The organism is Pseudomonas sp. Marseille-P9899 (assembly GCF_903166565.1).
GTDB lineage: Bacteria > Pseudomonadota > Gammaproteobacteria > Pseudomonadales > Pseudomonadaceae > Aquipseudomonas > Aquipseudomonas huaxiensis.
The window spans coordinates 92,069-116,027 of the sequence record NZ_CAESCG010000003.1 but is presented as its reverse complement, the minus strand read 5'-3'; the positions used below and the strand labels follow the sequence as shown (position 1 = coordinate 116,027).

17 protein-coding genes, 2 tRNA genes and 3 rRNA genes are annotated in these 23,959 nt (G+C 57.6%); 1 reads left to right on the top strand and 21 read right to left on the bottom strand.

Annotated elements, in window-relative coordinates; translation table 11 throughout:
* Positions 1-11 precede the first annotated feature (11 nt).
* The 5 genes from fkpB to murJ form a co-directional block, all read right to left on the bottom strand.
* Positions 12-449, bottom strand: coding sequence for an FKBP-type peptidyl-prolyl cis-trans isomerase (gene fkpB / locus HWV67_RS16355; protein WP_110969577.1), 438 nt, complete (start codon positions 447-449; stop codon positions 12-14).
* Positions 442-957, bottom strand: coding sequence for a signal peptidase II (gene lspA, locus HWV67_RS16350; RefSeq protein ID WP_095154383.1), 516 nt, complete (start codon positions 955-957; stop codon positions 442-444). The genes fkpB and lspA overlap by 8 nt, the downstream gene beginning before the upstream one ends.
* Entirely contained in the window at positions 950-3,781 is a 2,832-nt protein-coding gene (ileS, locus tag HWV67_RS16345; RefSeq protein ID WP_175652016.1) for an isoleucine--tRNA ligase, read from the bottom strand. Before ileS ends, lspA begins: the two co-directional genes overlap by 8 nt.
* The gene (ribF, locus tag HWV67_RS16340) at positions 3,778-4,728 is read right to left on the bottom strand and encodes a bifunctional riboflavin kinase/FAD synthetase (RefSeq protein WP_175652015.1); all 951 of its coding nucleotides are present in this window, start codon (positions 4,726-4,728) and stop codon (positions 3,778-3,780) included. Before ribF ends, ileS begins: the two co-directional genes overlap by 4 nt.
* A gap of 118 nt (positions 4,729-4,846) precedes the next feature.
* On the bottom strand, positions 4,847-6,385 hold the full coding sequence (gene murJ / locus HWV67_RS16335) for a murein biosynthesis integral membrane protein MurJ (protein WP_175652014.1): 1,539 nt from the start codon (positions 6,383-6,385) through the stop codon (positions 4,847-4,849).
* A gap of 252 nt (positions 6,386-6,637) precedes the next feature.
* On the opposite strand from murJ, the gene rpsT reads away from it, so the two are divergent.
* Positions 6,638-6,910 (top strand): 30S ribosomal protein S20, encoded by a 273-nt coding sequence (rpsT, locus tag HWV67_RS16330; protein ID WP_095154376.1) that lies wholly within the window; start codon positions 6,638-6,640, stop codon positions 6,908-6,910.
* Positions 6,911-7,038: 128 nt separating this feature from the next.
* On the opposite strand, the gene HWV67_RS16325 is transcribed toward rpsT, so the two are convergent.
* The 16 genes from HWV67_RS16325 to HWV67_RS16250 all read right to left on the bottom strand — a co-directional run bounded on the left by HWV67_RS16325 (position 7,039) and on the right by HWV67_RS16250 (position 23,934).
* Positions 7,039-9,342, bottom strand: coding sequence for a PqiB family protein (locus tag HWV67_RS16325; RefSeq protein ID WP_175652013.1), 2,304 nt, complete (start codon positions 9,340-9,342; stop codon positions 7,039-7,041).
* Positions 9,335-9,958 carry a paraquat-inducible protein A gene (locus HWV67_RS16320; protein ID WP_175652012.1) on the bottom strand — a complete coding sequence of 208 codons (624 nt, stop codon included), beginning with the start codon at positions 9,956-9,958 and terminating at the stop codon, positions 9,335-9,337. Before HWV67_RS16320 ends, HWV67_RS16325 begins: the two co-directional genes overlap by 8 nt.
* Positions 9,945-10,604: a paraquat-inducible protein A gene (locus tag HWV67_RS16315; protein ID WP_175652011.1), complete on the bottom strand. Its 660-nt coding sequence runs from the start codon at positions 10,602-10,604 to the stop codon at positions 9,945-9,947. The genes HWV67_RS16320 and HWV67_RS16315 overlap by 14 nt, the downstream gene beginning before the upstream one ends.
* Before the next feature lie 190 nt (positions 10,605-10,794).
* Positions 10,795-10,910, bottom strand: a 5S ribosomal RNA gene (rrf, locus tag HWV67_RS16310).
* Between the two features lie 146 nt (positions 10,911-11,056).
* A 23S ribosomal RNA gene (locus HWV67_RS16305) occupies positions 11,057-13,946 on the bottom strand.
* A gap of 227 nt (positions 13,947-14,173) precedes the next feature.
* Positions 14,174-14,249: transfer RNA gene (locus tag HWV67_RS16300), tRNA-Ala, on the bottom strand.
* Positions 14,250-14,255: 6 nt separating this feature from the next.
* Positions 14,256-14,332: transfer RNA gene (locus HWV67_RS16295), tRNA-Ile, on the bottom strand.
* A gap of 84 nt (positions 14,333-14,416) precedes the next feature.
* A 16S ribosomal RNA gene (locus HWV67_RS16290) occupies positions 14,417-15,953 on the bottom strand.
* The 16S, 23S and 5S rRNA genes sit together here with 2 tRNA genes alongside, the layout of an rRNA operon.
* Before the next feature lie 489 nt (positions 15,954-16,442).
* Entirely contained in the window at positions 16,443-17,063 is a 621-nt protein-coding gene (gene msrQ, locus HWV67_RS16285; RefSeq protein WP_175652010.1) for a protein-methionine-sulfoxide reductase heme-binding subunit MsrQ, read from the bottom strand.
* Positions 17,063-18,076, bottom strand: coding sequence for a protein-methionine-sulfoxide reductase catalytic subunit MsrP (gene msrP / locus HWV67_RS16280; protein WP_175652009.1), 1,014 nt, complete (start codon positions 18,074-18,076; stop codon positions 17,063-17,065). The genes msrQ and msrP overlap by 1 nt, the downstream gene beginning before the upstream one ends.
* Before the next feature lie 66 nt (positions 18,077-18,142).
* Positions 18,143-19,000 (bottom strand): CDP-diacylglycerol--serine O-phosphatidyltransferase, encoded by an 858-nt coding sequence (pssA, locus tag HWV67_RS16275; RefSeq protein ID WP_095159772.1) that lies wholly within the window; start codon positions 18,998-19,000, stop codon positions 18,143-18,145.
* A gap of 147 nt (positions 19,001-19,147) precedes the next feature.
* Positions 19,148-20,164: a ketol-acid reductoisomerase gene (gene ilvC / locus HWV67_RS16270; RefSeq protein ID WP_095159771.1), complete on the bottom strand. Its 1,017-nt coding sequence runs from the start codon at positions 20,162-20,164 to the stop codon at positions 19,148-19,150.
* A gap of 54 nt (positions 20,165-20,218) precedes the next feature.
* A complete protein-coding gene (gene ilvN, locus HWV67_RS16265; RefSeq protein WP_042125802.1) occupies positions 20,219-20,710 on the bottom strand; it encodes an acetolactate synthase small subunit in 492 nt (163 codons plus the stop codon).
* Position 20,711: 1 nt separating this feature from the next.
* Positions 20,712-22,436, bottom strand: a complete 1,725-nt coding sequence (locus tag HWV67_RS16260) for an acetolactate synthase 3 large subunit (RefSeq protein WP_095159779.1) — start codon at positions 22,434-22,436, stop codon at positions 20,712-20,714.
* A gap of 425 nt (positions 22,437-22,861) precedes the next feature.
* Positions 22,862-23,194, bottom strand: a complete 333-nt coding sequence (locus HWV67_RS16255; protein ID WP_175652008.1) for a YqcC family protein — start codon at positions 23,192-23,194, stop codon at positions 22,862-22,864.
* Entirely contained in the window at positions 23,191-23,934 is a 744-nt protein-coding gene (locus HWV67_RS16250; RefSeq protein WP_095159769.1) for a tetratricopeptide repeat protein, read from the bottom strand. Before HWV67_RS16250 ends, HWV67_RS16255 begins: the two co-directional genes overlap by 4 nt.
* Positions 23,935-23,959: the final 25 nt, after the last annotated feature.

The following is a 23,959-nucleotide window of genomic DNA, read 5'->3' as shown; positions in this document are numbered from 1 at the left end:
GGACTCCAGGCTCAGAGGGCCTTCACCTCGAGGATTTCCACCTCGAAGTTCAGGGTCTTGCCAGCCAGGGGATGGTTGAAGTCGACGGTCACCTGAGCGTCGTCGAATGCCTTCACTACACCTGGCAGTTCCGCGTTGGCCGCGTCGTTGAAGATGACCAGCAAGCCCTCGGACAGCTCCATGTCCTGGAACTGCGAGCGCGGCATGATCTGTACGTTCTGCGGGTTAGGCTGGCCAAAGGCGTTCTCGGGGGCAACGGCTACGCTGCGCTTGTCGCCCGCCTTGAAGCCAAAGATGGCTGCCTCGAAGCCGGGCAACAGGTTGCCGTCGCCCACTTTGAATACCGCCGGCGCCTTGTCGAACGTGCTGTCGACGGTATCGCCGTTTTCCAGATGCAGTGCGAAGTGCAGGGTGACTTCGGTGTTCTGGCCGATACGGGTTTCAGTCATGGACGGGTTCTCCGGACTTTTTGCTCTTGAACATATCCAGCGCCAGCATCACCGCACCTGCGGTAATGGCGCTGTCGGCCAGGTTGAAGGCCGGGAAGTACCAGCGGTTCTGCCAGTGCACCAGAATGAAGTCGACCACATGGCCCAGCACGATACGGTCGTACAGGTTGCCGAGGGCACCACCGAGCACCAACGCCAGCGCGACTGCCAGCCAGGTCTCGTTGCGCCCAAGACGCTTGAGCCAGACCACCAGCACCGCACTGACCACTACCGCGATCAGGGCGAACAGCCAGCGCTGCCAGCCGGAGCTGTCAGCCAGGAAGCTGAAGGCAGCACCGGTGTTGTAGGCCAGGGTCCAGCTGAAGTAGTCGGGAATGACCACGATCTGCTGGTACAGGCTCAATGCACCTTCGAAGTAAAACTTGCTGGCCTGGTCAAGGACCAGGACCAGCACGCTCAGCCAGAGCCAGGCAAGGCGTCCGAAACGCCCCGCAGCCACATTAGGCATAGTGACGCACCTCACCGCTGCCGCTGATGTTGTCGACGCAACGACCACAGATTTCCGGGTGCGCAGGGTTGATCCCGACGTCAGCGCGGAAGTGCCAGCAACGGCCGCACTTGGCGTGACCGGACTTGACCACTTTCAGCTTCAGGCCGGCGACATCGGTAACCACGGCATCGGCCGGCGCTTCGACGAACGGCGCGACGCTGGCAGCGGACGTGATCAGTACGAAGCGCAGTTCGTTGCCCAGCTTGACCAGGTCGTTGCCCAGGGATTCGTCGGCGAACAGGGTCACTTCGGCCTGCAGGTTGCCACCGATGGCCTTGGCCGAACGCTGGTTCTCCAGTTCCTTGTTGACTGCTGCCTTCACCGCCATCACGCGGTCCCAGTAGGCGCGATCCAGTTCGATGCCTTCCGGCAGTTCGCTCAGGCCCTGGTACCAGGTGTTGAGCATGACCGACTCGTTACGCTCGCCTGGCAAGTACTGCCACAGCTCGTCGGCGGTGAACGCCAGGATCGGCGCGATCCAGCGCACCAGCGCTTCGGAGATGTGGTACAGCGCGGTCTGGCAGGAACGACGGGCAACGCTGTTGGTGCCAGTGGTGTACTGACGGTCCTTGATGATGTCCAGGTAGAAACCACCCAGCTCCTGCACGCAGAAGTTGTGGATCTTCGAGTAGACGTTCCAGAAACGGTATTCGCTGTAGTGCTCTTCCAGCTCGCGTTGCAGCAGCAGGGTACGGTCAACCGCCCAGCGATCCAGCGCCAGCATGTCTTCGGCCGGCAGCAGGTCGCGGGCCGGGTCGAAGCCGGACAGGTTGGAGAGCAGGAAGCGCGCGGTGTTGCGGATGCGGCGATAGGCATCGGCGCTGCGCTGCAGGATCTGGTCGGAAACCGCCATCTCGCCGGAGTAGTCGGTGGCCGAAACCCACAGACGCATGATGTCGGCGCCCAGGGTGTCGTTGACCTTCTGCGGCTCGATGGTGTTACCCAGCGACTTGGACATCTTGCGACCGTTTTCGTCGACGGTGAAGCCGTGGGTCAGCAGCTCGCGGTACGGCGCATGGTTGTCGATCGCGCAACCGGTCAGCAGCGAGGAGTGGAACCAGCCGCGGTGCTGGTCGGAACCTTCCAGGTACAGGTCAGCACGAGGACCGGCTTCGTGGCCGATGTTGTGCGAACCGCGCAGTACGTGCCAGTGCGTGGTGCCGGAGTCGAACCAGACGTCGAGGGTGTCGGCGATCTTGTCGTACTGGGCAGCCTCTTCACCCAGCAATTCGGCGGCGTCCAGCTTGAACCAGGCCTCGATGCCTTCTTGCTCGACGCGCTTGGCCACTTCTTCCATCAGTTCGACGGTGCGCGGGTGCAGTTCGCCGGTCTGCTTGTTCAGGAAGAACGGGATCGGAACACCCCAGTTACGCTGACGCGAGATGCACCAGTCAGGACGGTTGGCGATCATCGAATGCAGGCGCGCCTGGCCCCAGGCCGGGACGAACTTGGTGTCTTCGATAGCCTTGAGTGCACGCTCACGCAGGGTGTCGCCGGTGTCCGGCTGCTTGTCCATGCCCACGAACCACTGCGCGGTGGCGCGGTAGATCAGCGCGGACTTGTGGCGCCAGCAGTGCATGTAGCTGTGGCTGATGGTTTCGGTGAACAGCAGCGAGCCGACTTCGGCCAGCTTGTCGACGATGTGCGGGTTGGCTTTCCAGATGAACTGGCCGCCGAAGAACTCCAGCGAGTCGACGTACACGCCGTTGCTCTGCACCGGGGTCAGGATGTCGTCGTTGACCATGCCGTAGCGCTTGCAGGTAACGAAGTCGTCCTCACCGTAGGCCGGCGCGGAGTGCACCACGCCAGTACCGGCGCCCAGCTCGACATATTCGGCGAGGTAAACAGGCGACAGGCGGTCGTAGAACGGGTGACGGAAGTTGATCAGTTCCAGCGCCGAACCCGGCGCGGTGGCGATGACCGAACCTTCCAGCGAGTAACGCTTGAGGCAGGACTCGACCAGTTCTTCGGCCAGCACCAGCAGCTTGTCGCCGACGTCGACCAAGGCGTAGGTGAATTCCGGATGGATGTTCAGCGCCTGGTTGGCCGGGATGGTCCACGGGGTGGTGGTCCAGATCACGATGGAAGCCGGCTTGGGCAGCGAAGCCAGGCCGAAGGCGGCGGCCAGCTTGTCTTCATCGGCGGCCTTGAAGGCGACGTCGATGGTCTGGGATTTCTTGTCGGCGTACTCGACTTCAGCTTCAGCCAGGGCCGAACCGCAATCGAAGCACCAGTTGACCGGCTTCAGCCCCTTGAACACGAAACCGTGCTTGACGATTTCAGCCAGGGCACGGATTTCGCCGGCCTCGTTGGCGAAGTCCATGGTCTTGTACGGGTTGTCCCAGTCGCCCAGCACGCCCAGACGGATGAACTCGGCCTTCTGGCCTTCGATCTGTTCGGCGGCGTAGGCACGGCACAGCTCGCGGGTCTTGTCCGCGGTCAGGTGCTTGCCATGGGTGACTTCGACCTTGTGCTCAATCGGCAGGCCGTGGCAGTCCCAGCCCGGAACATAAGGCGCGTCGAAGCCGGACAGGGTCTTGGAGCGGACAATCATGTCCTTGAGAATCTTGTTGAGCGCGTGACCGATGTGGATCTTGCCGTTGGCGTAGGGCGGGCCGTCGTGCAGGACGAACTTCGGACGATCCTTGCCAATTTCGCGCAGCTTCCGGTACAGGCCAATACTGTCCCAGCGCTGCAGGATCTGCGGTTCGCGCTGTGGCAGGCCGGCCTTCATAGGGAAGGCGGTGTCCGGAAGGTTAAGCGTGGCTTTATAGTCGGTCATTTCAGGCTCTTCGTTAGCGGTTGAGCGTGCCAATGGGCACGTGCGGCGGCGATATCCGCATCGATCGCCGACTTGAGCGCCTCCAGGGAGGCGAAGCGCTGCTCTTCGCGCAGCTTGTGGTGGAATTCCACCGTAAGGCGCCGGCCATACAGATCACCGGCAAAATCCAGCAGATGCACTTCCAGGTGGGCGCTGCCATCCCCGGAAACGGTTGGCCGCACGCCAATATTGGCGACACCGGGCCAAGCCTTGCCATCGATTGGCACACTGACGAGGTAGACCCCGCTCAGCGGCACACGACGGCGCTTGAGTTGTACGTTGGCGGTGGGCGTACCCAACTGCCGAGCCAGCTTCTGTCCGTGCAGTACTCGACCGCGGATGCGGAATGGCCGCCCCAGCAGACGCTCGGCCAGCGCGAAATCCGCAGCGGCCAGCGCATCGCGAACCTGCGTGCTGCTGACCCGCAGCCCGTCGAGTTCGACGGTCTGCGCCGCCTCGACGGAGAAGCCATGGCGGTTGCCCGCATCCTGCAGGAAGGCGAAGTCGCCGAGACGGTCGCAACCGAAGCGGAAGTCGTCACCGACTTCAAGGTGCTTCACGCCCAGCCCGTCGACCAGGATGGTCTCGACGAACTCGCTGGCGCTGAGTTTGCTCAGGCGCTGGTTGAACGCCAGGCACAACACCCGGTCGACACCTTCGGCGGCCAGCAGAGCCACCTTGTCGCGCAGGCGGGCCAGACGGGCCGGAGCGGTTTCCGGAGCAAAATATTCACGCGGCTGTGGCTCGAAAATGACCACGCAACTGGGCACGCCCAGCTCTACCGCGCGCTCACGCAGACGCGCCAGGATGGCCTGGTGGCCGCGGTGAACACCGTCGAAATTGCCGATAGTTGCAACGCAGCCCCGGTGCCGGGGGCGAAGGTTGTGGAGGCCTCGAACCAGCTGCATAACGCGCTTCTTGCTCATAAAGTGGTCGATTATAACCACACCCGGGCGCCGACGACAGGCAACAGCGCGAAGCCAGGACGTCGATCGTACAAAACCGACGTCCGGCCCGCGCCGTCCGTCAGTGCAGCGCCTTGCGGGCGAAGTCCCGGGGGCGGAAGCCGAACAGGAACAGGCTACCGAAATAGGTCAGGATGCCGGCCGCAATCAGCGCGCCCAGCCGCAAGAACCGCATCAGCATGTCACCCTGCGCCCAAGGCGGCATGAATATCAGGCCAACGATCAGCACGGCCGACATCAGAATTACTGCAATCACGAGCTTGAGCAGAAAACGCCCCCAGCCCGGCTGCGGTTCGAACAGCTGCTGCTGACGCAACTTCCAGTACAACAGACCGGCATTGAGGCACGCGCCAACACTGATGGCCAAGGCCAGACCGGCGTGCTGCAGCGGTCCGACAAATACCAGGTTGAGCAATTGCGTCGAGATCAGGGTGAAGATTGCGATCTTCACCGGTGTACGGATGTTCTGCTGCGCATAGAAACCGGGAGCCAACACCTTGATCAGGATGATGCCGAGCAGCCCCACCGAATAGGCAATCAGCGCACGCTGGGTCATTTGCGCATCGAACGCGCTGAACTTGCCGTACTGGAACAAGGCCACCGTCAAAGGCTCCGAGAGGATCGCCAGGGCCAGGGCACATGGCAGCACCAGCAGGAAACACAGGCGCAGCCCCCAATCGAGGATCTGCGAATACTGTTGGCGGTCCCTGTTGGCGTAGGTCTTGGCCAGGGTCGGTAGCAGGATGGTGCCCAGTGCTACGCCCAGGACGCCGGAAGGCAATTCCATGAGGCGGTCGGCGTAGTACATCCACGAAACCGAGCCCGCCACCAGGAACGACGCAAAAATGGTGTTGATGATCAGCGAGATCTGGCTGACCGAGACGCCAAGGATTGCCGGCAGCATTTGTTTAAGCACGCGCCAGACACCGGAATCATGGAGGTTGAGGCGAGGCAGCACCAACATGCCGATCTTTTTCAGATGAGGCAGTTGATAAAGCAGTTGCAACAGACCACCCACCAGCACTGCCCAGCCGAGTGCCATGACGGGCGGATCGAAATAAGGCGTGAGGAACAAGGCGAAGAAGATCATCGCGACGTTGAGCAGGGTCGGCACAAACGCCGGCACCGAGAAACGGTTCCAAGTATTGAGGATTGCCCCGGCCAAGGATGACAGCGAAATCAGCAATATATAAGGAAACGTCACACGCAACAGATCAGTGGTGAGCTGAAACTTCTCCTCGCTGTCGACAAAACCAGGTGCCGTAGCCCAGACCACCCAAGGGGCAGCCAGCACACCCACCACCGTGACCAGTGCCAGCACCAGGGTCAGAAGGCCGGCGACATAAGCGACAAAGGTGCGGGTCGCTTCTTCGCCATGCTGGGTCTTGTATTCGGCCAGGATGGGCACGAATGCCTGGGAGAATGCACCCTCGGCGAAGATCCGCCGCAACAGGTTCGGCAGCTTGAAGGCAATGAAGAAGGCGTCAGTTGCGACTCCAGCACCGAAAATACGTGCAAGAATGGTGTCCCGTACAAAACCCAGCACACGCGACACCATGGTGATGGAGCTGACCGCAGCCAGGGATTTGAGCAGATTCATCTAAAGTTTTTCATGCTGAGGGATGAAGGGCAGGCCGAAAGCCATCCAGATATGCGATACTGCGCGCCGCGCAAAACAGGCAGCGCAAAAGCTCCCGAGTTTACAGGTCACGCACCAGAAGGGAATCATCCCGATGGAGAGATTGGCCATTGGGCGGAACCCCGTCCTCGGCCTTGACAACCGGTCAACTCATCGGCATGATTCGCGGCCTATTTTGTTTGCTATTTACCAAGTCTTTCGAGGAGCTCGACGGTGGCCAACTCACCTTCCGCCAAAAAACGTGCAAAACAGGCTGAGAAGCGTCGCAGCCACAACGCCAGCCTGCGTTCCATGGTTCGTACCTACATCAAAAACGTAGTGAAAGCCATTGACGCAAAAGACGCCGAAAAAGCGCAAGCTGCTTACACCCTGGCTGTACCTGTAATCGACCGTATGGCCGACAAAGGTATCATCCACAAGAACAAAGCTGCCCGCCATAAAGGCCGTCTGAATGGCCACATCAAGGCGCTGAAAGCTGCTGCCTAAGCGACAAGCTTGTTAAAAAACCGACCTCAGGGTCGGTTTTTTATTGCCTGTCATTTGGTGAACACCTTACAAGAGCGGCGTTACTCACATCCGGGCCCGGGGAGGATTCCTCCGGGCCCAGACGCGGATCACTTACCGAGCGGGATCTTCGGCGCCCATTGCAGCCACTCGTCCTCCGCCTTGTCGAACAGCGCGAAGGTCTGCTGCGGTAATGCCGGCTTGCCGATCTGTTCGCCATCCGGCGTCGCAAAAGCGATACCGCCCTGGATCAGGGTTTCCAGGGACTCGGTCCGTACCGTTGCGCCCTTGAAGAGGCCCAGCTCAAAGCCGAAGCCACTGCTGTTCCAGAAGCGACTGCCGCCCCGAACCAACGCCGCGTAGCGCGGTTCGATCAAGATGTGGATCAGCACCCGATCCGCCGTCTGCCCCAATTCAAACCCCGTCACCTTGCCGACCGGTATCTCGCGATAAGTCACAGGCACACCAGGCTTGATCGACCCGCGTCGCGCCGCGCTCAGCACCAGCGCCAGGCCCTCTGGAGGCCCAAGGACCTCTGGCTTCTCGGGCAAGGCCACGAAGTCACGCTGCGGGCCCGGGCTCTTGGCCGCAGGCTGCACTTCCAGATATTGGCCCGTCACCAGGGTGCCCAGGTTCTCGGTCTTGACGATACCGAGCGCTGGCTTGACCACCCAGAACTGGGTACCGACCCTGGCGATTCGCTCCGGCACTTCGGTTATGCGCGCCTTGAGCAGGACAGATTGCAAGTCTGCACTCAGGTCGACCCCTTCCACCTTGCCAACATCCAACCCCTTGAAGCGAATAGGCGTACCGACTTTCAGACCATCGGCATCAGCCACCTTGATCGTGATCGCGGTACCCGAAAGGTTCGCCGCCTCCTGATTCTCGTGCAGGCGGAATGTAGGAATACGTCGCTTGAGAGCAACGTTCGGTACCGGTGTATCGAAGGATATGCCTCCTGCCATCAAACTCTGCAGCGACTCACTCTTGATCTGTATGCCTGAGAGGCCGCCCGTAAGGGTAATGCCACTGGCGTTCCAGAACCGTGTCGAGCCATTGACCAGGCCCGCATACTCCGGCTCGATGTGCACGCCGATCCGCAGGCGCTTTTGCTGCTTGCGGGAGAACTGGTAGCTCTGCACCGTACCCACCTTCACTTGCCGATAGAGGACGGGGCTTCCCACCTCCAGCGAGCCGAGGTTGTCGCTGAACAGCACCAGGTGCAGGCCCGGAGCCTTCAGGTCGAGCGGAGGGGCCTTGGCGCGGGCTTCGAACTCACGCTGTGGGGGTGCCCCTTTGTCGCCCGGGCGAATCGCGATGTAGTTACCCTTGACCAAGGCCTCAAGACCGGTGATTCCCGCCAGGGAAATCGACGGCTTGACCACCCAGAACTGAGTGCCCTCCACCAGATAGTCTTCCGCCAGCGGGTCCAGGGTAAGTTCAGCCATCGCACTGTTCAGGTCACTCTCGACCTTGAGAGCCTTCAGCGAGCCAACCTGGATGCCCTTGTACATGACGGGAGTACGACCAGCTTGAAGCCCCTCGAAGTCATTCAGCTTCACCTTTACCCGAATCCCGGCCTGGGCAGCATCGAAGTCTTCATACAGCCGGAACGGCAAGCTCGGGTCGGTGGGCGGGCTGTCCTTGCGGTGCTCTGGCGTGGCAAAGGCAATGCCGCCCGCCACGATACTGGCCAATGATTCACTACGGATCTTGACCCCGGACAGGTTGGCATCGACGCTGACACCGCTGGCATTCCAGAAACGCGTGTGTTTACGCACCAACGGCGCATAAGCCGGCTCAATGAAAACCTTGATTTCTACCGTGCCCTGGTCTTCTGCCAACCGGTAACTCTTCACCCGACCGACCTGAATCTGCTTGTAAAACACCGGACTGTCACGATTGAGCGAACCCAGCCGGTCGGCCTTGAGCGTCAGATGCAGCCCCGGCTCACTATCGGATAACGGAGGAGCTTCCGGTAGCGCGACGAATCGTTTGGTCGGCTCTCCATCCCCTGGGCTGACCGCGATGTAGTTACCGGAAACCAGCGTTTCCAACCCGGTAATGCCCGCAAGCGTTACGCTGGGCTTTACCAGCCAGAAGCGCGTATTGGCCAGCAAATGAGGCTCGGCGGCCGAGCTCATCTCGATGGTGGCAATCACGCCGGTATTACTGCCTTTGGCGTCCAGAACCAGGCTCTTTACCTTACCGACCGGCATGCCTTTGTAAACCACTTCGGTCTTGTTCGCGACGATACCCTCGCCACTCTCGAAGCGGACCTCGATATCTACGCCTGACTGCCGGTAGGCCTGCCAGCCCAGCCAACCACCGATGACCAGCGCGATCAAAGGCAAAATCCAGATAGCCGACCAATTCGAAGCGGGGCGGGTTCTAGCCGTAGGCAAATCACTCATGGTCGTCGTCCGACTCCGTGTTATCCCAGATAAGTCGGGGATCGAAAGTTACTGCAGCAAACATCGTCAATATCACCACACTGGCAAAGGCAATCGCCCCCAGGTTGGCCTCGACACTGGCGATGCGACCAAAGTTGACCACCGCCACAAGGATGGCGATGACGAAGATATCCAGCATCGACCAGCGCCCGATGAACTCGATGAAACGGTACATGAGGATTCGCTGGCGAGCGGACAACGGTTGATGACGCTGCACTGAATAGAGCAACAAGGCGATGCCTACCAGCTTGAAGGTCGGCACCAGAATACTGGCGATGAACACTACGGCAGCAATTGGCAACATGCCGTGCTTCATCAAGGTAATGACGCCGGACATGATGGTGTCCGGACTACCCTGACCCAGCGTACTGACCGTCATGATCGGTAGCAGGTTCGCCGGGATATAAAGAATGGCTGCAGTAATCAGCAAGGCCCAGGTTCTGGCCAGGCTATTGGGCCGGCGCGCATGAACGATCGCACCGCAGCGCGTGCACGTCTGGACGCTTGTATCGGGCTCCTGACGGTTGAGCTCATGACACTCACAACAAATCAGGATTCCAGCATCAATCGCCCGCATGCAGGTCTTCTCCAGATAACGCCACCCAGATCTGATGTGGCGACATCACCACCTCGAGCCAGACCTGGACCAGCAACAGACTGATGAAACACAAGAGGCCCAACCCAAGGCTCAGCTCGGCAAGGTCCACCAACTTGACGATAGCGACCAGCACACCCATGAAATAAACCTCGAGCATGCCCCAATCGCGCAGATGGTGATAAATGCGGTAGAGGAGCAATCCGTAATTCCTACCGACATTCCAGCGAATACTCAGCAGCACAGCGAGCTGACACAGCAGTTTAAGTAGCGGGATCGCCATGCTGCACAGGAACACCACAACAGCGATGCCCCGCATCCCTGTGTTGTACAACCCAATCACACCACTCCACACCGTATCGTCGGCGCTTTGCCCCAACAAATGGAGTTGCATGATCGGCAAGAAGTTCGCAGGCACATAGAGCAGTAAAGCAGCCAGGACCAATGCCAGGCTTCGCTCAACCACATTATGGCGGTGGGCAAAGAGTTCGTATCCGCAGCGCGGGCAATGAGCCTTTTCATCTCGCTTGAGCTGCGGCTTGCGCATCAGTAGGTCGCACTCGTGGCAGGCCACCAATTGGTCAAGAGGCAGATTCTCGAGCGGCCGAACGTCGGCGGGATCGGGCATAAATAGCTTCTGAATAAGATGTCGGGCTCTATTCTAGTGCTCTTGCTCACATTTGTGGGAGCAAGGACAGGCAGTCTGAGCATTCTGCTGAAGCGTTCAAGCCGCCAAAAAAGCACTGCCTAAGCCAAGATAAAAGCCAGAAAAGACAAAACCCCTACCTGCATACGCAGATAGGGGTTTCGGAATTTAATCTTGACGATGACCTACTCTCACATGGAGAAGCTCCACACTACCATCGGCGATGCATCGTTTCACTGCTGAGTTCGGGATGGGATCAGGTGGTTCCAATGCTCTATGGTCGTCAAGAAATTCTGTGTGCTCGTCCGCCTTTCGACGTCCGTGCAAATCGGGTATGTGATGTTTTGTGGGTTCACGAATTTTCGAGCGTTTCGTCTTCACCACCACAATTCGGTGCTCTGTCTCCAGAAGCAGTCAAATTGCTTGGGTGTTATATGGTCAAGCCTCACGGGCAATTAGTATTGGTTAGCTCAACGCCTCACAGCGCTTACACACCCAACCTATCAACGTCGTAGTCTTCGACGGCCCTTCAGGGAGCTCAAGGCTCCAGTGAGATCTCATCTTGAGGCAAGTTTCCCGCTTAGATGCTTTCAGCGGTTATCTCTTCCGAACATAGCTACCCGGCAATGCCACTGGCGTGACAACCGGAACACCAGAGGTTCGTCCACTCCGGTCCTCTCGTACTAGGAGCAGCCCCTCTCAAATCTCAAACGTCCACGGCAGATAGGGACCGAACTGTCTCACGACGTTCTAACCCCAGCTCGCGTACCCCTTTAAATGGCGAACAGCCATACCCTGGGGACCGGCTTCAGCCCCAGGATGTGATGAGCCGACATCGAGGTGCCAAACACCGCCGTCGATATGAACTCTTGGGCGGTATCAGCCTGTTATCCCCGGAGTACCTTTTATCCGTTGAGCGATGGCCCTTCCATACAGAACCACCGGATCACTAAGACCTACTTTCGTACCTGCTCGACGTGTCTGTCTCGCAGTCAAGCGCGCTTTTGCCTTTATACTCTACGACCGATTTCCGACCGGTCTGAGCGCACCTTCGTACTCCTCCGTTACTCTTTAGGAGGAGACCGCCCCAGTCAAACTACCCACCATACACTGTCCTCGATCCGGATAACGGACCTGAGTTAGAACCTCAAAGTTGCCAGGGTGGTATTTCAAGGATGGCTCCACGCGAACTGGCGTCCACGCTTCAAAGCCTCCCACCTATCCTACACAAGCAAATTCAAAGTCCAGTGCAAAGCTATAGTAAAGGTTCACGGGGTCTTTCCGTCTAGCCGCGGATACACTGCATCTTCACAGCGATTTCAATTTCACTGAGTCTCGGGTGGAGACAGCGCCGCCATCGTTACGCCATTCGTGCAGGTCGGAACTTACCCGACAAGGAATTTCGCTACCTTAGGACCGTTATAGTTACGGCCGCCGTTTACCGGGGCTTCGATCAAGAGCTTCGCGTTAGCTAACCCCATCAATTAACCTTCCGGCACCGGGCAGGCGTCACACCCTATACGTCCACTTTCGTGTTTGCAGAGTGCTGTGTTTTTAATAAACAGTCGCAGCGGCCTGGTATCTTCGACCGGCATGGGCTTACGGAGCAAGTCCTTGACCCTCGCCGGCGCACCTTCTCCCGAAGTTACGGTGCCATTTTGCCTAGTTCCTTCACCCGAGTTCTCTCAAGCGCCTTGGTATTCTCTACCCAACCACCTGTGTCGGTTTGGGGTACGGTTCCTAGTTATCTGAAGCTTAGAAGCTTTTCTTGGAAGCATGGCATCAACCACTTCGCGCTCTAAGAGCGCTCGTCATCAGCTCTCGGCCTTAAGATCCCGGATTTACCTAAGATCTCAGCCTACCACCTTAAACTTGGACAACCAACGCCAAGCTGGCCTAGCCTTCTCCGTCCCTCCATCGCAATAACTAGAAGTACAGGAATATTAACCTGTTTTCCATCGACTACGCTTTTCAGCCTCGCCTTAGGGACCGACTAACCCTGCGTCGATTAACGTTGCGCAGGAAACCTTGGTCTTTCGGCGTGGGAGTTTTTCACTCCCATTGTCGTTACTCATGTCAGCATTCGCACTTCTGATACCTCCAGCAAGCTTCTCAACTCACCTTCACAGGCTTACAGAACGCTCCTCTACCGCATCACCTAAGTGATACCCGTAGCTTCGGTGTATGGTTTGAGCCCCGTTACATCTTCCGCGCAGGCCGACTCGACTAGTGAGCTATTACGCTTTCTTTAAAGGGTGGCTGCTTCTAAGCCAACCTCCTAGCTGTCTAAGCCTTCCCACATCGTTTCCCACTTAACCATAACTTTGGGACCTTAGCTGACGGTCTGGGTTGTTTCCCTTTTCACGACGGACGTTAGCACCCGCCGTGTGTCTCCCATGCTCGGCACTTGTAGGTATTCGGAGTTTGCATCGGTTTGGTAAGTCGGGATGACCCCCTAGCCGAAACAGTGCTCTACCCCCTACAGTGATACATGAGGCGCTACCTAAATAGCTTTCGAGGAGAACCAGCTATCTCCGAGCTTGATTAGCCTTTCACTCCGATCCACAGGTCATCCGCTAACTTTTCAACGGTAGTCGGTTCGGTCCTCCAGTCAGTGTTACCTAACCTTCAACCTGCCCATGGATAGATCGCCCGGTTTCGGGTCTATACCCAGCGACTAAACGCCCTATTAAGACTCGCTTTCGCTACGCCTCCCCTATTCGGTTAAGCTCGCCACTGAATATAAGTCGCTGACCCATTATACAAAAGGTACGCAGTCACCTAACAAAGTAGGCTCCCACTGCTTGTACGCATACGGTTTCAGGATCTATTTCACTCCCCTCTCCGGGGTTCTTTTCGCCTTTCCCTCACGGTACTGGTTCACTATCGGTCAGTCAGTAGTATTTAGCCTTGGAGGATGGTCCCCCCATATTCAGACAAAGTTTCTCGTGCTCCGTCCTACTCGATTTCATTGATAAGAGATTTTCGTGTACGGGGCTATCACCCACTATGGCGGCACTTTCCAGAGCCTTCCACTAATCTCAAATCAACTTAAGGGCTAGTCCCCGTTCGCTCGCCACTACTAAGGGAATCTCGGTTGATTTCTTTTCCTCAGGGTACTTAGATGTTTCAGTTCCCCTGGTTCGCCTCTTACACCTATGTATTCAGTGTAAGATAACCATCTTATGATGGCTGGGTTCCCCCATTCAGAGATCTCCGGATCAAAGTCTGTTTGCCGACTCCCCGGAGCTTATCGCAGGCTACAACGTCTTTCATCGCCTCTGACTGCCAAGGCATCCACCGTATGCGCTTCTTCACTTGACCATATAACCCCAAGCAATCTGGTTATACTGTGAAGACGACATTCGCCGAAAATTCATGATTAAACTCACAAATTTTACCTTAGCCTGAACAAACACCAGTGAAAGTGCCGTCCAGTCTATCTTTCTATCACATACCCAAATTTTTAAAGAACGATTCTGATAAAGTTCAGAAATCAATATTCGATGCGAATATTCATTTCTAAGCTTTGACATAGGTGCAAGAGGGGGTGGTGGAGCCAAGCGGGATCGAACCGCTGACCTCCTGCGTGCAAGGCAGGCGCTCTCCCAGCTGAGCTATGGCCCCAGCAATTGGTGGGTCTGGGCAGATTCGAACTGCCGACCTCACCCTTATCAGGGGTGCGCTCTAACCAACTGAGCTACAGACCCAATCGAAGGTTGCTAACCTAATCGTCTTCTTCAATGAATCAAGCAATTCGTGTGGGAGCTTATGAAGCGGCTGATGTCGTCGATTAAGGAGGTGATCCAGCCGCAGGTTCCCCTACGGCTACCTTGTTACGACTTCACCCCAGTCATGAATCACACCGTGGTAACCGTCCTCCCGAAGGTTAGACTAGCTACTTCTGGTGCAACCCACTCCCATGGTGTGACGGGCGGTGTGTACAAGGCCCGGGAACGTATTCACCGCGACATTCTGATTCGCGATTACTAGCGATTCCGACTTCACGCAGTCGAGTTGCAGACTGCGATCCGGACTACGATCGGTTTTGTGAGATTAGCTCCACCTCGCGGCTTGGCAACCCTCTGTACCGACCATTGTAGCACGTGTGTAGCCCAGGCCGTAAGGGCCATGATGACTTGACGTCATCCCCACCTTCCTCCGGTTTGTCACCGGCAGTCTCCTTAGAGTGCCCACCATTACGTGCTGGTAACTAAGGACAAGGGTTGCGCTCGTTACGGGACTTAACCCAACATCTCACGACACGAGCTGACGACAGCCATGCAGCACCTGTGTCAGAGTTCCCGAAGGCACCAATCCATCTCTGGAAAGTTCTCTGCATGTCAAGGCCTGGTAAGGTTCTTCGCGTTGCTTCGAATTAAACCACATGCTCCACCGCTTGTGCGGGCCCCCGTCAATTCATTTGAGTTTTAACCTTGCGGCCGTACTCCCCAGGCGGTCAACTTAATGCGTTAGCTGCGCCACTAAAATCTCAAGGATTCCAACGGCTAGTTGACATCGTTTACGGCGTGGACTACCAGGGTATCTAATCCTGTTTGCTCCCCACGCTTTCGCACCTCAGTGTCAGTATGAGCCCAGGTGGTCGCCTTCGCCACTGGTGTTCCTTCCTATATCTACGCATTTCACCGCTACACAGGAAATTCCACCACCCTCTGCCCTACTCTAGCTCGCCAGTTTTGGATGCAGTTCCCAGGTTGAGCCCGGGGATTTCACATCCAACTTAACGAACCACCTACGCGCGCTTTACGCCCAGTAATTCCGATTAACGCTTGCACCCTCTGTATTACCGCGGCTGCTGGCACAGAGTTAGCCGGTGCTTATTCTGTCGGTAACGTCAAAACACTAACGTATTAGGTTAATGCCCTTCCTCCCAACTTAAAGTGCTTTACAATCCGAAGACCTTCTTCACACACGCGGCATGGCTGGATCAGGCTTTCGCCCATTGTCCAATATTCCCCACTGCTGCCTCCCGTAGGAGTCTGGACCGTGTCTCAGTTCCAGTGTGACTGATCATCCTCTCAGACCAGTTACGGATCGTAGCCTTGGTGAGCCATTACCTCACCAACTAGCTAATCCGACCTAGGCTCATCTGATAGCGCAAGGCCCTAAGGTCCCCTGCTTTCTCCCGTAGGACGTATGCGGTATTAGCGTTCCTTTCGAAACGTTGTCCCCCACTACCAGGCAGATTCCTAGGTATTACTCACCCGTCCGCCGCTGAATCGAAGAGCAAGCTCTTCTCATCCGCTCGACTTGCATGTGTTAGGCCTGCCGCCAGCGTTCAATCTGAGCCATGATCAAACTCTTCAGTTCAATACTGCTTGGGTTTTGAGAAAACCCTAAACTTGGCTCAGCAATCTCAAAATGAACTATTTCGATTTCTCGTATAGTCACTTGTGATGCTGATAATCTTGCTGACTATCAGTCCGAATTCACAAGCACCCACACGAATTGCTTGATTCAATTGTTAAAGAGCGGTTGGTTAAGAGCTTTTCGTCTCAACCGAGGCGCGCATTCTACGCTTTCCTCTCAGCCTGTCAAGGGTTTATTTTGAAGTTTTTCAGAATTTCTCTTTCAACTTCAAACACTTGACTCGCTGCGATCTCTCGTCAGCGGGAGGCGAATTCTACAGCGTTACAACCTGCTGTCAACTGCCTTTTTTCACCGCTTTCGGTGGAGACCGAAACACTTCCTACGCTACCTGAAACTTCTAACTCGTTGAATCTCAAGGAGTTTTCCGTTCCGACTGCGCCGGAAGTGGGGCGAATTATAGACAGATAAAACGAGGCGTCAAGGGTTTATTTAAACTTTTGTTACAGGCCCCGTTTTACGCCGGCCCAGACGCGGCAACCGCTGCCCGATAGCGGGGATACGAAGCAACAACAGCCCGGCGCCGATCACCGCATAGACAGTCCATTCCTTGAGGTCCGCTCGAACTACCCAAAGGAAGTGCAGCAGCCCTAGCCCCAGGATGGCGTACACCAACTTGTGCAGCTTCTTCCAGCGCGCCCCCAATCGACGCTGACTGAAGCGATTCGACGTTACCGCCAGACTCAACAAGCCGGTAAACCCCAAAACCCCGACGATGATATAGGGCCGCTTGCGAAGCTCGACCGCCAACTGCCCCCAATCAAGACCAAGAATAAAGAAGAGGTACGCACTCAGGTGCAACGCAATATAGGCAAAGCACCACAATCCCAACTGCCGGCGCACGACGATCCAGCCGGACCACCCTGTTAACCGCTGCAAGGGCGTCATGCTCAACGTGATCAGAAGAAAGATAAGCCCGCCCAGACCCAGCCGATCCACCAGGACCTTTCCCGGATCAGGACCCAGCGCGAAGATCCATGCCTGGTAAAGCCACAACAGCGGCCAGATGGAAGCCACTATAAAGATGCACAACCGAAACAGTGGGTAGCGCATCAGTAGTTCGTCCTCAGGTCCAGCCCGGTGTAGAGTCCACTCACCTCTTCGGCATAGCCGTTGAACATCTGGGTGTCGCGAACATTGGGACTGAACAGCCCGCTCGGTAAGCGCCGCTCCCGCGCCTGGGTCCAGCGAGGGTGATCCACCGTCGGGTTCACGTTGGCATAGAAGCCGTACTCTTCTGGCGCAATACGCTGCCACGTGGTTTGCGGCTGCTCGGTGACCAGACTGATCCGAACAATGGACTTGATGCTCTTGAAGCCGTACTTCCAAGGAACCACCAACCGCAACGGAGCGCCATTCTGGTTCGGCAACTCTCGGCCATACATACCCACCGCGAGTATCGCCAATGGGTTCATTGCCTCATCCAGACGCAACCCTTCTACATATGGCCAATCGATCAAGGCAAAACCCGAACGCTGGCCGGGCATATGCCGAGGATCTTGCAGCGTCTCGAAACGCACGTATTTGGCCTTGGACGTTGGCTGAGCCTCTTTGATAAGAGCCGAAAGCGGAAAACCCAACCAGGGAATGACCATTGACCACGCTTCCACGCAGCGCAGCCGATAGATGCGCTCCTCCAACTGGTAAGGCTTCATGAAGTCTTCCAGCGCGTAGCGGCCCGGCTTACCCACCTCGCCATCAATGACCACCGTCCATGGCGATGTGGGTAGCCCACCGGCATTCTCGGCAGGATCACCTTTGTCGGTGCCGAACTCATAGAAGTTGTTGTAGTGCGTAGCGTCCTTGAAAGGCGTTATAGCCTCACCCTGCACAGTGACAGCCTGCCAACGGGTTTCGGGAAGCTTGGCATTGAACCAGTCCGGAGCCTTGCCGGGCTCTATGTCGGCATAGCGCGACACCTCCCCTGCCCCGGCCCATCGAGGCAAACCGGCAATCGCCAGGCCGGCCATCGAACCACCCAGCAAAGTACGGCGGGAAAGGTAGATTGATTCAGGCGTGACCTCCGACTCAGAGCAGTCGGAGGCCCGGGGGAACTTGATCAGCATGATGACTCCGCAGAACCGCTGGACAGATGCAGCAGTAGACTACGAAGTCAGGGAGAAATTACATCACTACTCGGCGTTTTTCCGGCGACGCATGCGCAGCAGGTATTGCGCAGGTCCGGAAGCCGCATAGGCAAGGAACACCAGCAGCAGGATGCGTGGCGGATCGCTGAATACCACGGCGAACACCAGTACCACGGCCAGGATCGCGACGAAGGGAACACGCCCCTTCAGATCCAGCTCCTTGAAGCTGTTGTACTTGATGTTGCTGACCATCAGCATGCCAGCGCCCGCAACCAGCAGTGCCACCAGGAACGAAAGCTTCGACCCCTGGATGCCGAAGTCACTGAACGCCCATACCGTACCCGCGACCACACCAGCAGCAGCCGGACTGGCCAGACCGATGAAGTAACGCTTGTCGGCCTTGCCGACCTGGGTGTTGAACCGGGCCAGACGCAGTGCCGCGCCCGCAACATAAATGAAGGCGACCATCCAGCCGACTTTACCCATATCGCCCAGCGCCCAACCAAAGGCCAGCAACGCAGGGGCTACACCAAAGGCGACCATATCGGACAAGGAGTCATACTCCGCACCGAAAGCACTCTGGGTATTGGTCATGCGGGCCACGCGACCATCAAGGCCGTCGAGCACCATGGCAACGAAGATGGCAATGGCTGCGAAAGCGAAATACTTGCTCGCCTCGCGAGGATCACCGGCACTCAGCGCGCTCTGGGCGCTCATGGAGTTGATGATCGAATAGAAACCGGCGAACAGGTTCGCGGTGGTGAAAAGGTTTGGCAGCAGATAGATACCGCGGTGCCGGACTTTGCGTCCTTCGGCGTCATGCCCTTCTTCGACATGCTCATCGATCGGTAGCAGGCTTTCGGCGTCAGAGGCCTTGTTCGGCTCTTCGGGACGTTCGCTCATGGACATTACCTTGCAACGGGGTGGAAGTTTTCGACAAAGGTTTGCGACGAGGGTTCGCCGACAAACGGATGAAAGCTTATACCAGAAGCTGACCCCGGAAATGAAAAAACGCGGCCTAAGCCGCGTTTTTCATCGCATCAGGACCAATCAGTTCTTGGCCTTGTCGACGATTTTGTTCGCCGAGATCCAAGGCATCATCGAGCGCAGTTGCTCGCCGATGACTTCGATACCGTGAGCGGCGTTGTTACGACGCTTGGCGGTCATGGATGGGTAGTTGGTAGCACCTTCGCTGATGAACATCTTGGCGTACTCGCCGTCCTGGATGCGCTTCAGAGCGTTGCGCATGGCCTGACGGGATTCGGCGTTGATGACTTCAGGACCGGTCACGTACTCGCCGTATTCGGCGTTGTTGGAGATCGAGTAGTTCATGTTGGCGATACCGCCTTCGTACATGAGGTCAACGATCAGCTTCAGTTCGTGCAGGCACTCGAAGTAGGCCATTTCTGGCGCGTAGCCAGCTTCAACCAGGGTTTCGAAACCGGCTTTGACCAGTTCGACGGTACCGCCACACAGAACGGCTTGCTCGCCGAACAGGTCGGTTTCGGTCTCGTCCTTGAAGGTGGTTTCGATGATGCCGGTACGGCCGCCACCGACGCCAGCGGCGTAGGACAGAGCGACGTTCTTGGCGTTACCCGAAGCGTCCTGGTAGATAGCGATCAGGTCAGGGATACCGCCGCCTTTGACGAACTCGGAGCGAACGGTGTGGCCTGGTGCTTTCGGCGCGATCATGATCACGTCGAGGTCGCCACGTGGAACGACCTGGTTGTAGTGGATCGAGAAGCCGTGGGAGAACGCCAGGGTAGCGCCCTGCTTGATGTTCGGCTCGATCTCGTTCTTGTACAGGTTGCCCTGGAACTCGTCCGGAGTGAGGATCATGACCAGGTCGGCAGCAGCGACGGCGGTAGCAACGTCAGCAACTTTCAGGCCGTGTGCTTCAGCCTTGGCAACGGTAGCCGAACCTTTACGCAGACCGACGGTGACATCCACACCGGAGTCCTTCAGGTTGCACGCTTGAGCGTGGCCCTGGGAGCCGTAACCGATGATGGCAACTTTCTTGCCCTGGATGATCGAGAGATCGCAGTCTTTGTCGTAGAAAACTTTCATGAAATACCCCTGGTTATCTCGGCCTTGTTCAGGCCATTCGCTAATTTTGTCGAGTTAGATACTGAGCACTTTGTCGCCACGGGCAATGCCGGTGACACCACTGCGCACGGTTTCAAGAATGGACGCGGTGCCGATTGCCTGAATGAAGCTGTCGAGCTTGTCGCTGGTGCCGGTCAACTGCACGGTGTACACACTGGCGCTGACGTCGACGATCTGCCCACGATAGATATCAGTGGTGCGCTTGATCTCGGCGCGCTGTGCACCAGTGGCCTTCACTTTGACCAGCATCAGTTCGCGCTCGATATGAGCACTTTCCGACAGGTCGACCAGTTTGACCACTTCAACCAGTTTGTTCAGGTTCTTGGTGATCTGCTCGATCACCTCATCGTGGCCCACCGTGGTCAACGTCAGACGCGACAGGGTCGGGTCTTCGGTTGGCGCAACGGTCAGGCTTTCGATGTTGTAGTTGCGTTGCGAGAACAAGCCAACGACGCGGGACAGGGCACCGGGTTCGTTTTCCAACAGCAGGGAAATAATGTGCCGCATATCAGGTACGCTCCGTCTTGCTCAGCCACATGTCGCGCATCGAACCGTCCTTGATCTGCATCGGGTAGACGTGTTCGCTGTTGTCGACCTGGATGTCGATGAACACCAGGCGGTCCTTGAGGGCGAAGGCTTCTTCGAGCTTCGGCTTGAGGTCCTTCAGGCTGGTGATGCGGATACCCACATGACCATAGGCTTCAGCCAGCTTGACGAAGTCAGGCAGCGACTCCATGTAGGAATGCGAGTGGCGGCTGTTGTAAGCCATGTCCTGCCACTGGCGAACCATGCCCAGCACGCCGTTGTTCAGGTTGACGATCTTGACCGGCAGGTCGTACTGCAGGCAGGTCGACAATTCCTGGATGTTCATCTGGATGCTGCCTTCGCCGGTGACACAAGCGACATCGCTTTCCGGGAAGTTCAGCTTGACGCCCATGGCCGCCGGGAAACCGAAGCCCATGGTGCCCAGGCCGCCGGAGTTGATCCAGCGGTTCGGCTTGTTGAAGCGGTAGTACTGCGCCGCGAACATCTGGTGCTGGCCAACGTCGGAAGTGACGAATGCATCACCACCGGTAACTTCGCACAGTGTCTCGATAACGGTCTGAGGCTTGATGACGCTGCCATCCCCTTTGTCGTAAGGGAACATGCCGCGATCGCCGCGCCATTCTTCGATCTGTTTCCACCAGGCATCGATCGCTGCCTTTTCAGGCTGCTCGCCGATTTCGCGAACGGTAGCGAGCATCTCGGTCAGAACGCTTTCAACCGGACCAACGATTGGCACGTCAGCCTTGATGGTCTTGGAGATCGACGCCGGGTCGATATCGATATGGATGACCTTGGCGTTCGGGCAGAACTTGGCCGGACCGTTGACAACGCGGTCGTCGAAGCGTGCGCCGACAGCGAGGATCACGTCGGCGTGGTGCATCGCCAGGTTCGCCGGATAGCTGCCGTGCATGCCGAGCATGCCGAGGAACTGGCGATCAGTGCCTGGATAGCCACCGAGCCCCATCAGGGTATTGGTGACTGGCAGGTTGAGCAGTTGCGCAAGCTCGGTCAGCGGCGCGGAGCCACCACCGAGGATCACGCCACCACCGGCGTAAACGATCGGACGCTTGGCCGCCAGGAGCATTTCCGCAGCCTTGCGGATCTGACCGGAGTGACCGCGAACGGCCGGGCTGTAGGAGCGCAGCTTGACCTTCTTCGGATAGACGTACTCGAACTTCTCGGCCGGGTTGGTCATATCCTTCGGAATGTCGACAACCACCGGGCCAGGACGGCCGGATTGCGCAAGGTAGAAGGCTTTTTTCAGGACTTCAGGGATTTCCGAGGCATGCTTGATCATGAAGCTGTGCTTCACGATAGGCCGGGAAATACCGATCATGTCGGTTTCCTGGAAGGCATCGGTGCCGACCATGGTGCTAGGCACCTGACCAGACAGGATGACCATCGGGATCGAGTCCATGTAGGCGGTGGCGATGCCGGTGATGGCATTGGTCGCACCTGGACCGGAAGTCACCAGTACCACGCCGGCTTTGCCGGTGGCACGGGCGTAACCGTCCGCCATATGGGTAGCTGCCTGCTCGTGACGAACCAGGATGTGGTTCACTTCCGGTTCTTTGAACAGAGCATCGTAGACATGAAGAAGAGCACCGCCTGGGTACCCATAGATGTGCTTAACGCCCTCGTCACGCAAAAAGCGGACGACCATTTCAGCGCCAGATAAAAGCTCCACGTTGTTCACCTCTAAAACGCCAGAATACCGTCCACTCCGGGACGGGTCTTAATAGGTTTACTGCCAAGCAGAGCATGAGCGACGAAGTCGCCGACTACGTCAGCACTGACTGAGCAAGTATTGGGAGCGCCCCAAAGTGTTGCGGGGTTTTCCCACCCAGCGCGAGGTAACGCGTTGCGGGGTGTAACAGGTCGGCGCGGGTGTGCGCCTCATGATCTGCTTAGCGGGTCTGCTTCTGGCAGTCCCCCTACAGCGGACTTTGGATTGTTCTGATTCGAACTGCCCAAGTCAAGTGATCTTCAAGGTTTAATTCCAGCCGGGACGCTCTGCCAGCCGGGCGGAAACGTTTGCCTGGCTGTCGCAATCGCTCTGCCACAACGACGCGGGGCCGCAAAAGCGGCCCCGGCGGATAAACAACAGTGAAATCAGTTGGATGGGCTGATCAATTGGTCGAACTCGGCCAACAGCCTGCGCAACTGGCGACTTTCTTCCGGACGGTTGACATAAACCGTCTCCGCCATCACCAGAATGCCCGAGGCATTGGGCAGCGCGAGCCCCTTCTCGAGGATCTCCTTCATGCGCGGAAGGAAGATCCATTGCAGCCATTGCTCGAAGCTCAAGCTATCGACCGCGAAAGGAACAGTGCTGGCCAGCGCCTCGGCGCTGGGTATCTCGTCACTCCACCAGCCCTGCACATGCAGCTCACGCTCGATCAGCAGCAGATGATCGGCGATATCCAGGATCCGTGGGTCCATCACAGGTTGACCTGGGCTTTCTGCCGCGCCAGTGCCGCACCGGCGGCGTCGCCTTGTTTCTCGCGGGACTGCGCGATGATGTTCCACAGCCCTGATTGCAGATCAGGACGACCGTTCGCGTAGGTCAACGCACGGCGCGCCAACTGCTCGGCCTGTGGCGCGTCACCCTGGGCGAGACGGACCTGGGCCAAGCGATAGAGCACTTGCGGCTCGCGCGGGGCAATGCGCTGGGCACGCTCCAGGCTGGAAGATGCGCCGTTGTAGTCGCCACCGCTCTGCTGTTGCTGGGCGGTAGTCAGTAGCGCCAGCACTGGGCCATCAAGCTGTTCGTCGGCCGACAGGCCACTGCCGGTGGCAGCACGCGGGATTCCGCTCGGTGCGGAGGGCATGGTGTAACTGCCCGCGTTGGTCGACTGCGGCGTGAAGGGCTCCGATGTCACCGGCCCCGGCGTGATCGGACCGGTGCTGATCCCCGCAGGCGCCGTAGAGGCCGGGAAGGTCTGGATCGGCGAAGCGCCACTGCCTTGCGGCACCATCACGGTCACGCCACTGTCTTGCTGGATCGCTTGATTCTGGCGCGAGCCGGTATTGACCTGCGACGTCACGGCCCGATTGGCCGTAACCCGCTCGCTGTTGGATACCCGGGTGCCCGAATCCACCACCGGAATCGAACCACGCTGCACGCTGGCGCAGCCGTTGAGCAAAGCCAGCGCCGTCAAGGCAGGAAACAACCACTTGTTCACATCACGTCCTCTTGGCTGATGCTGC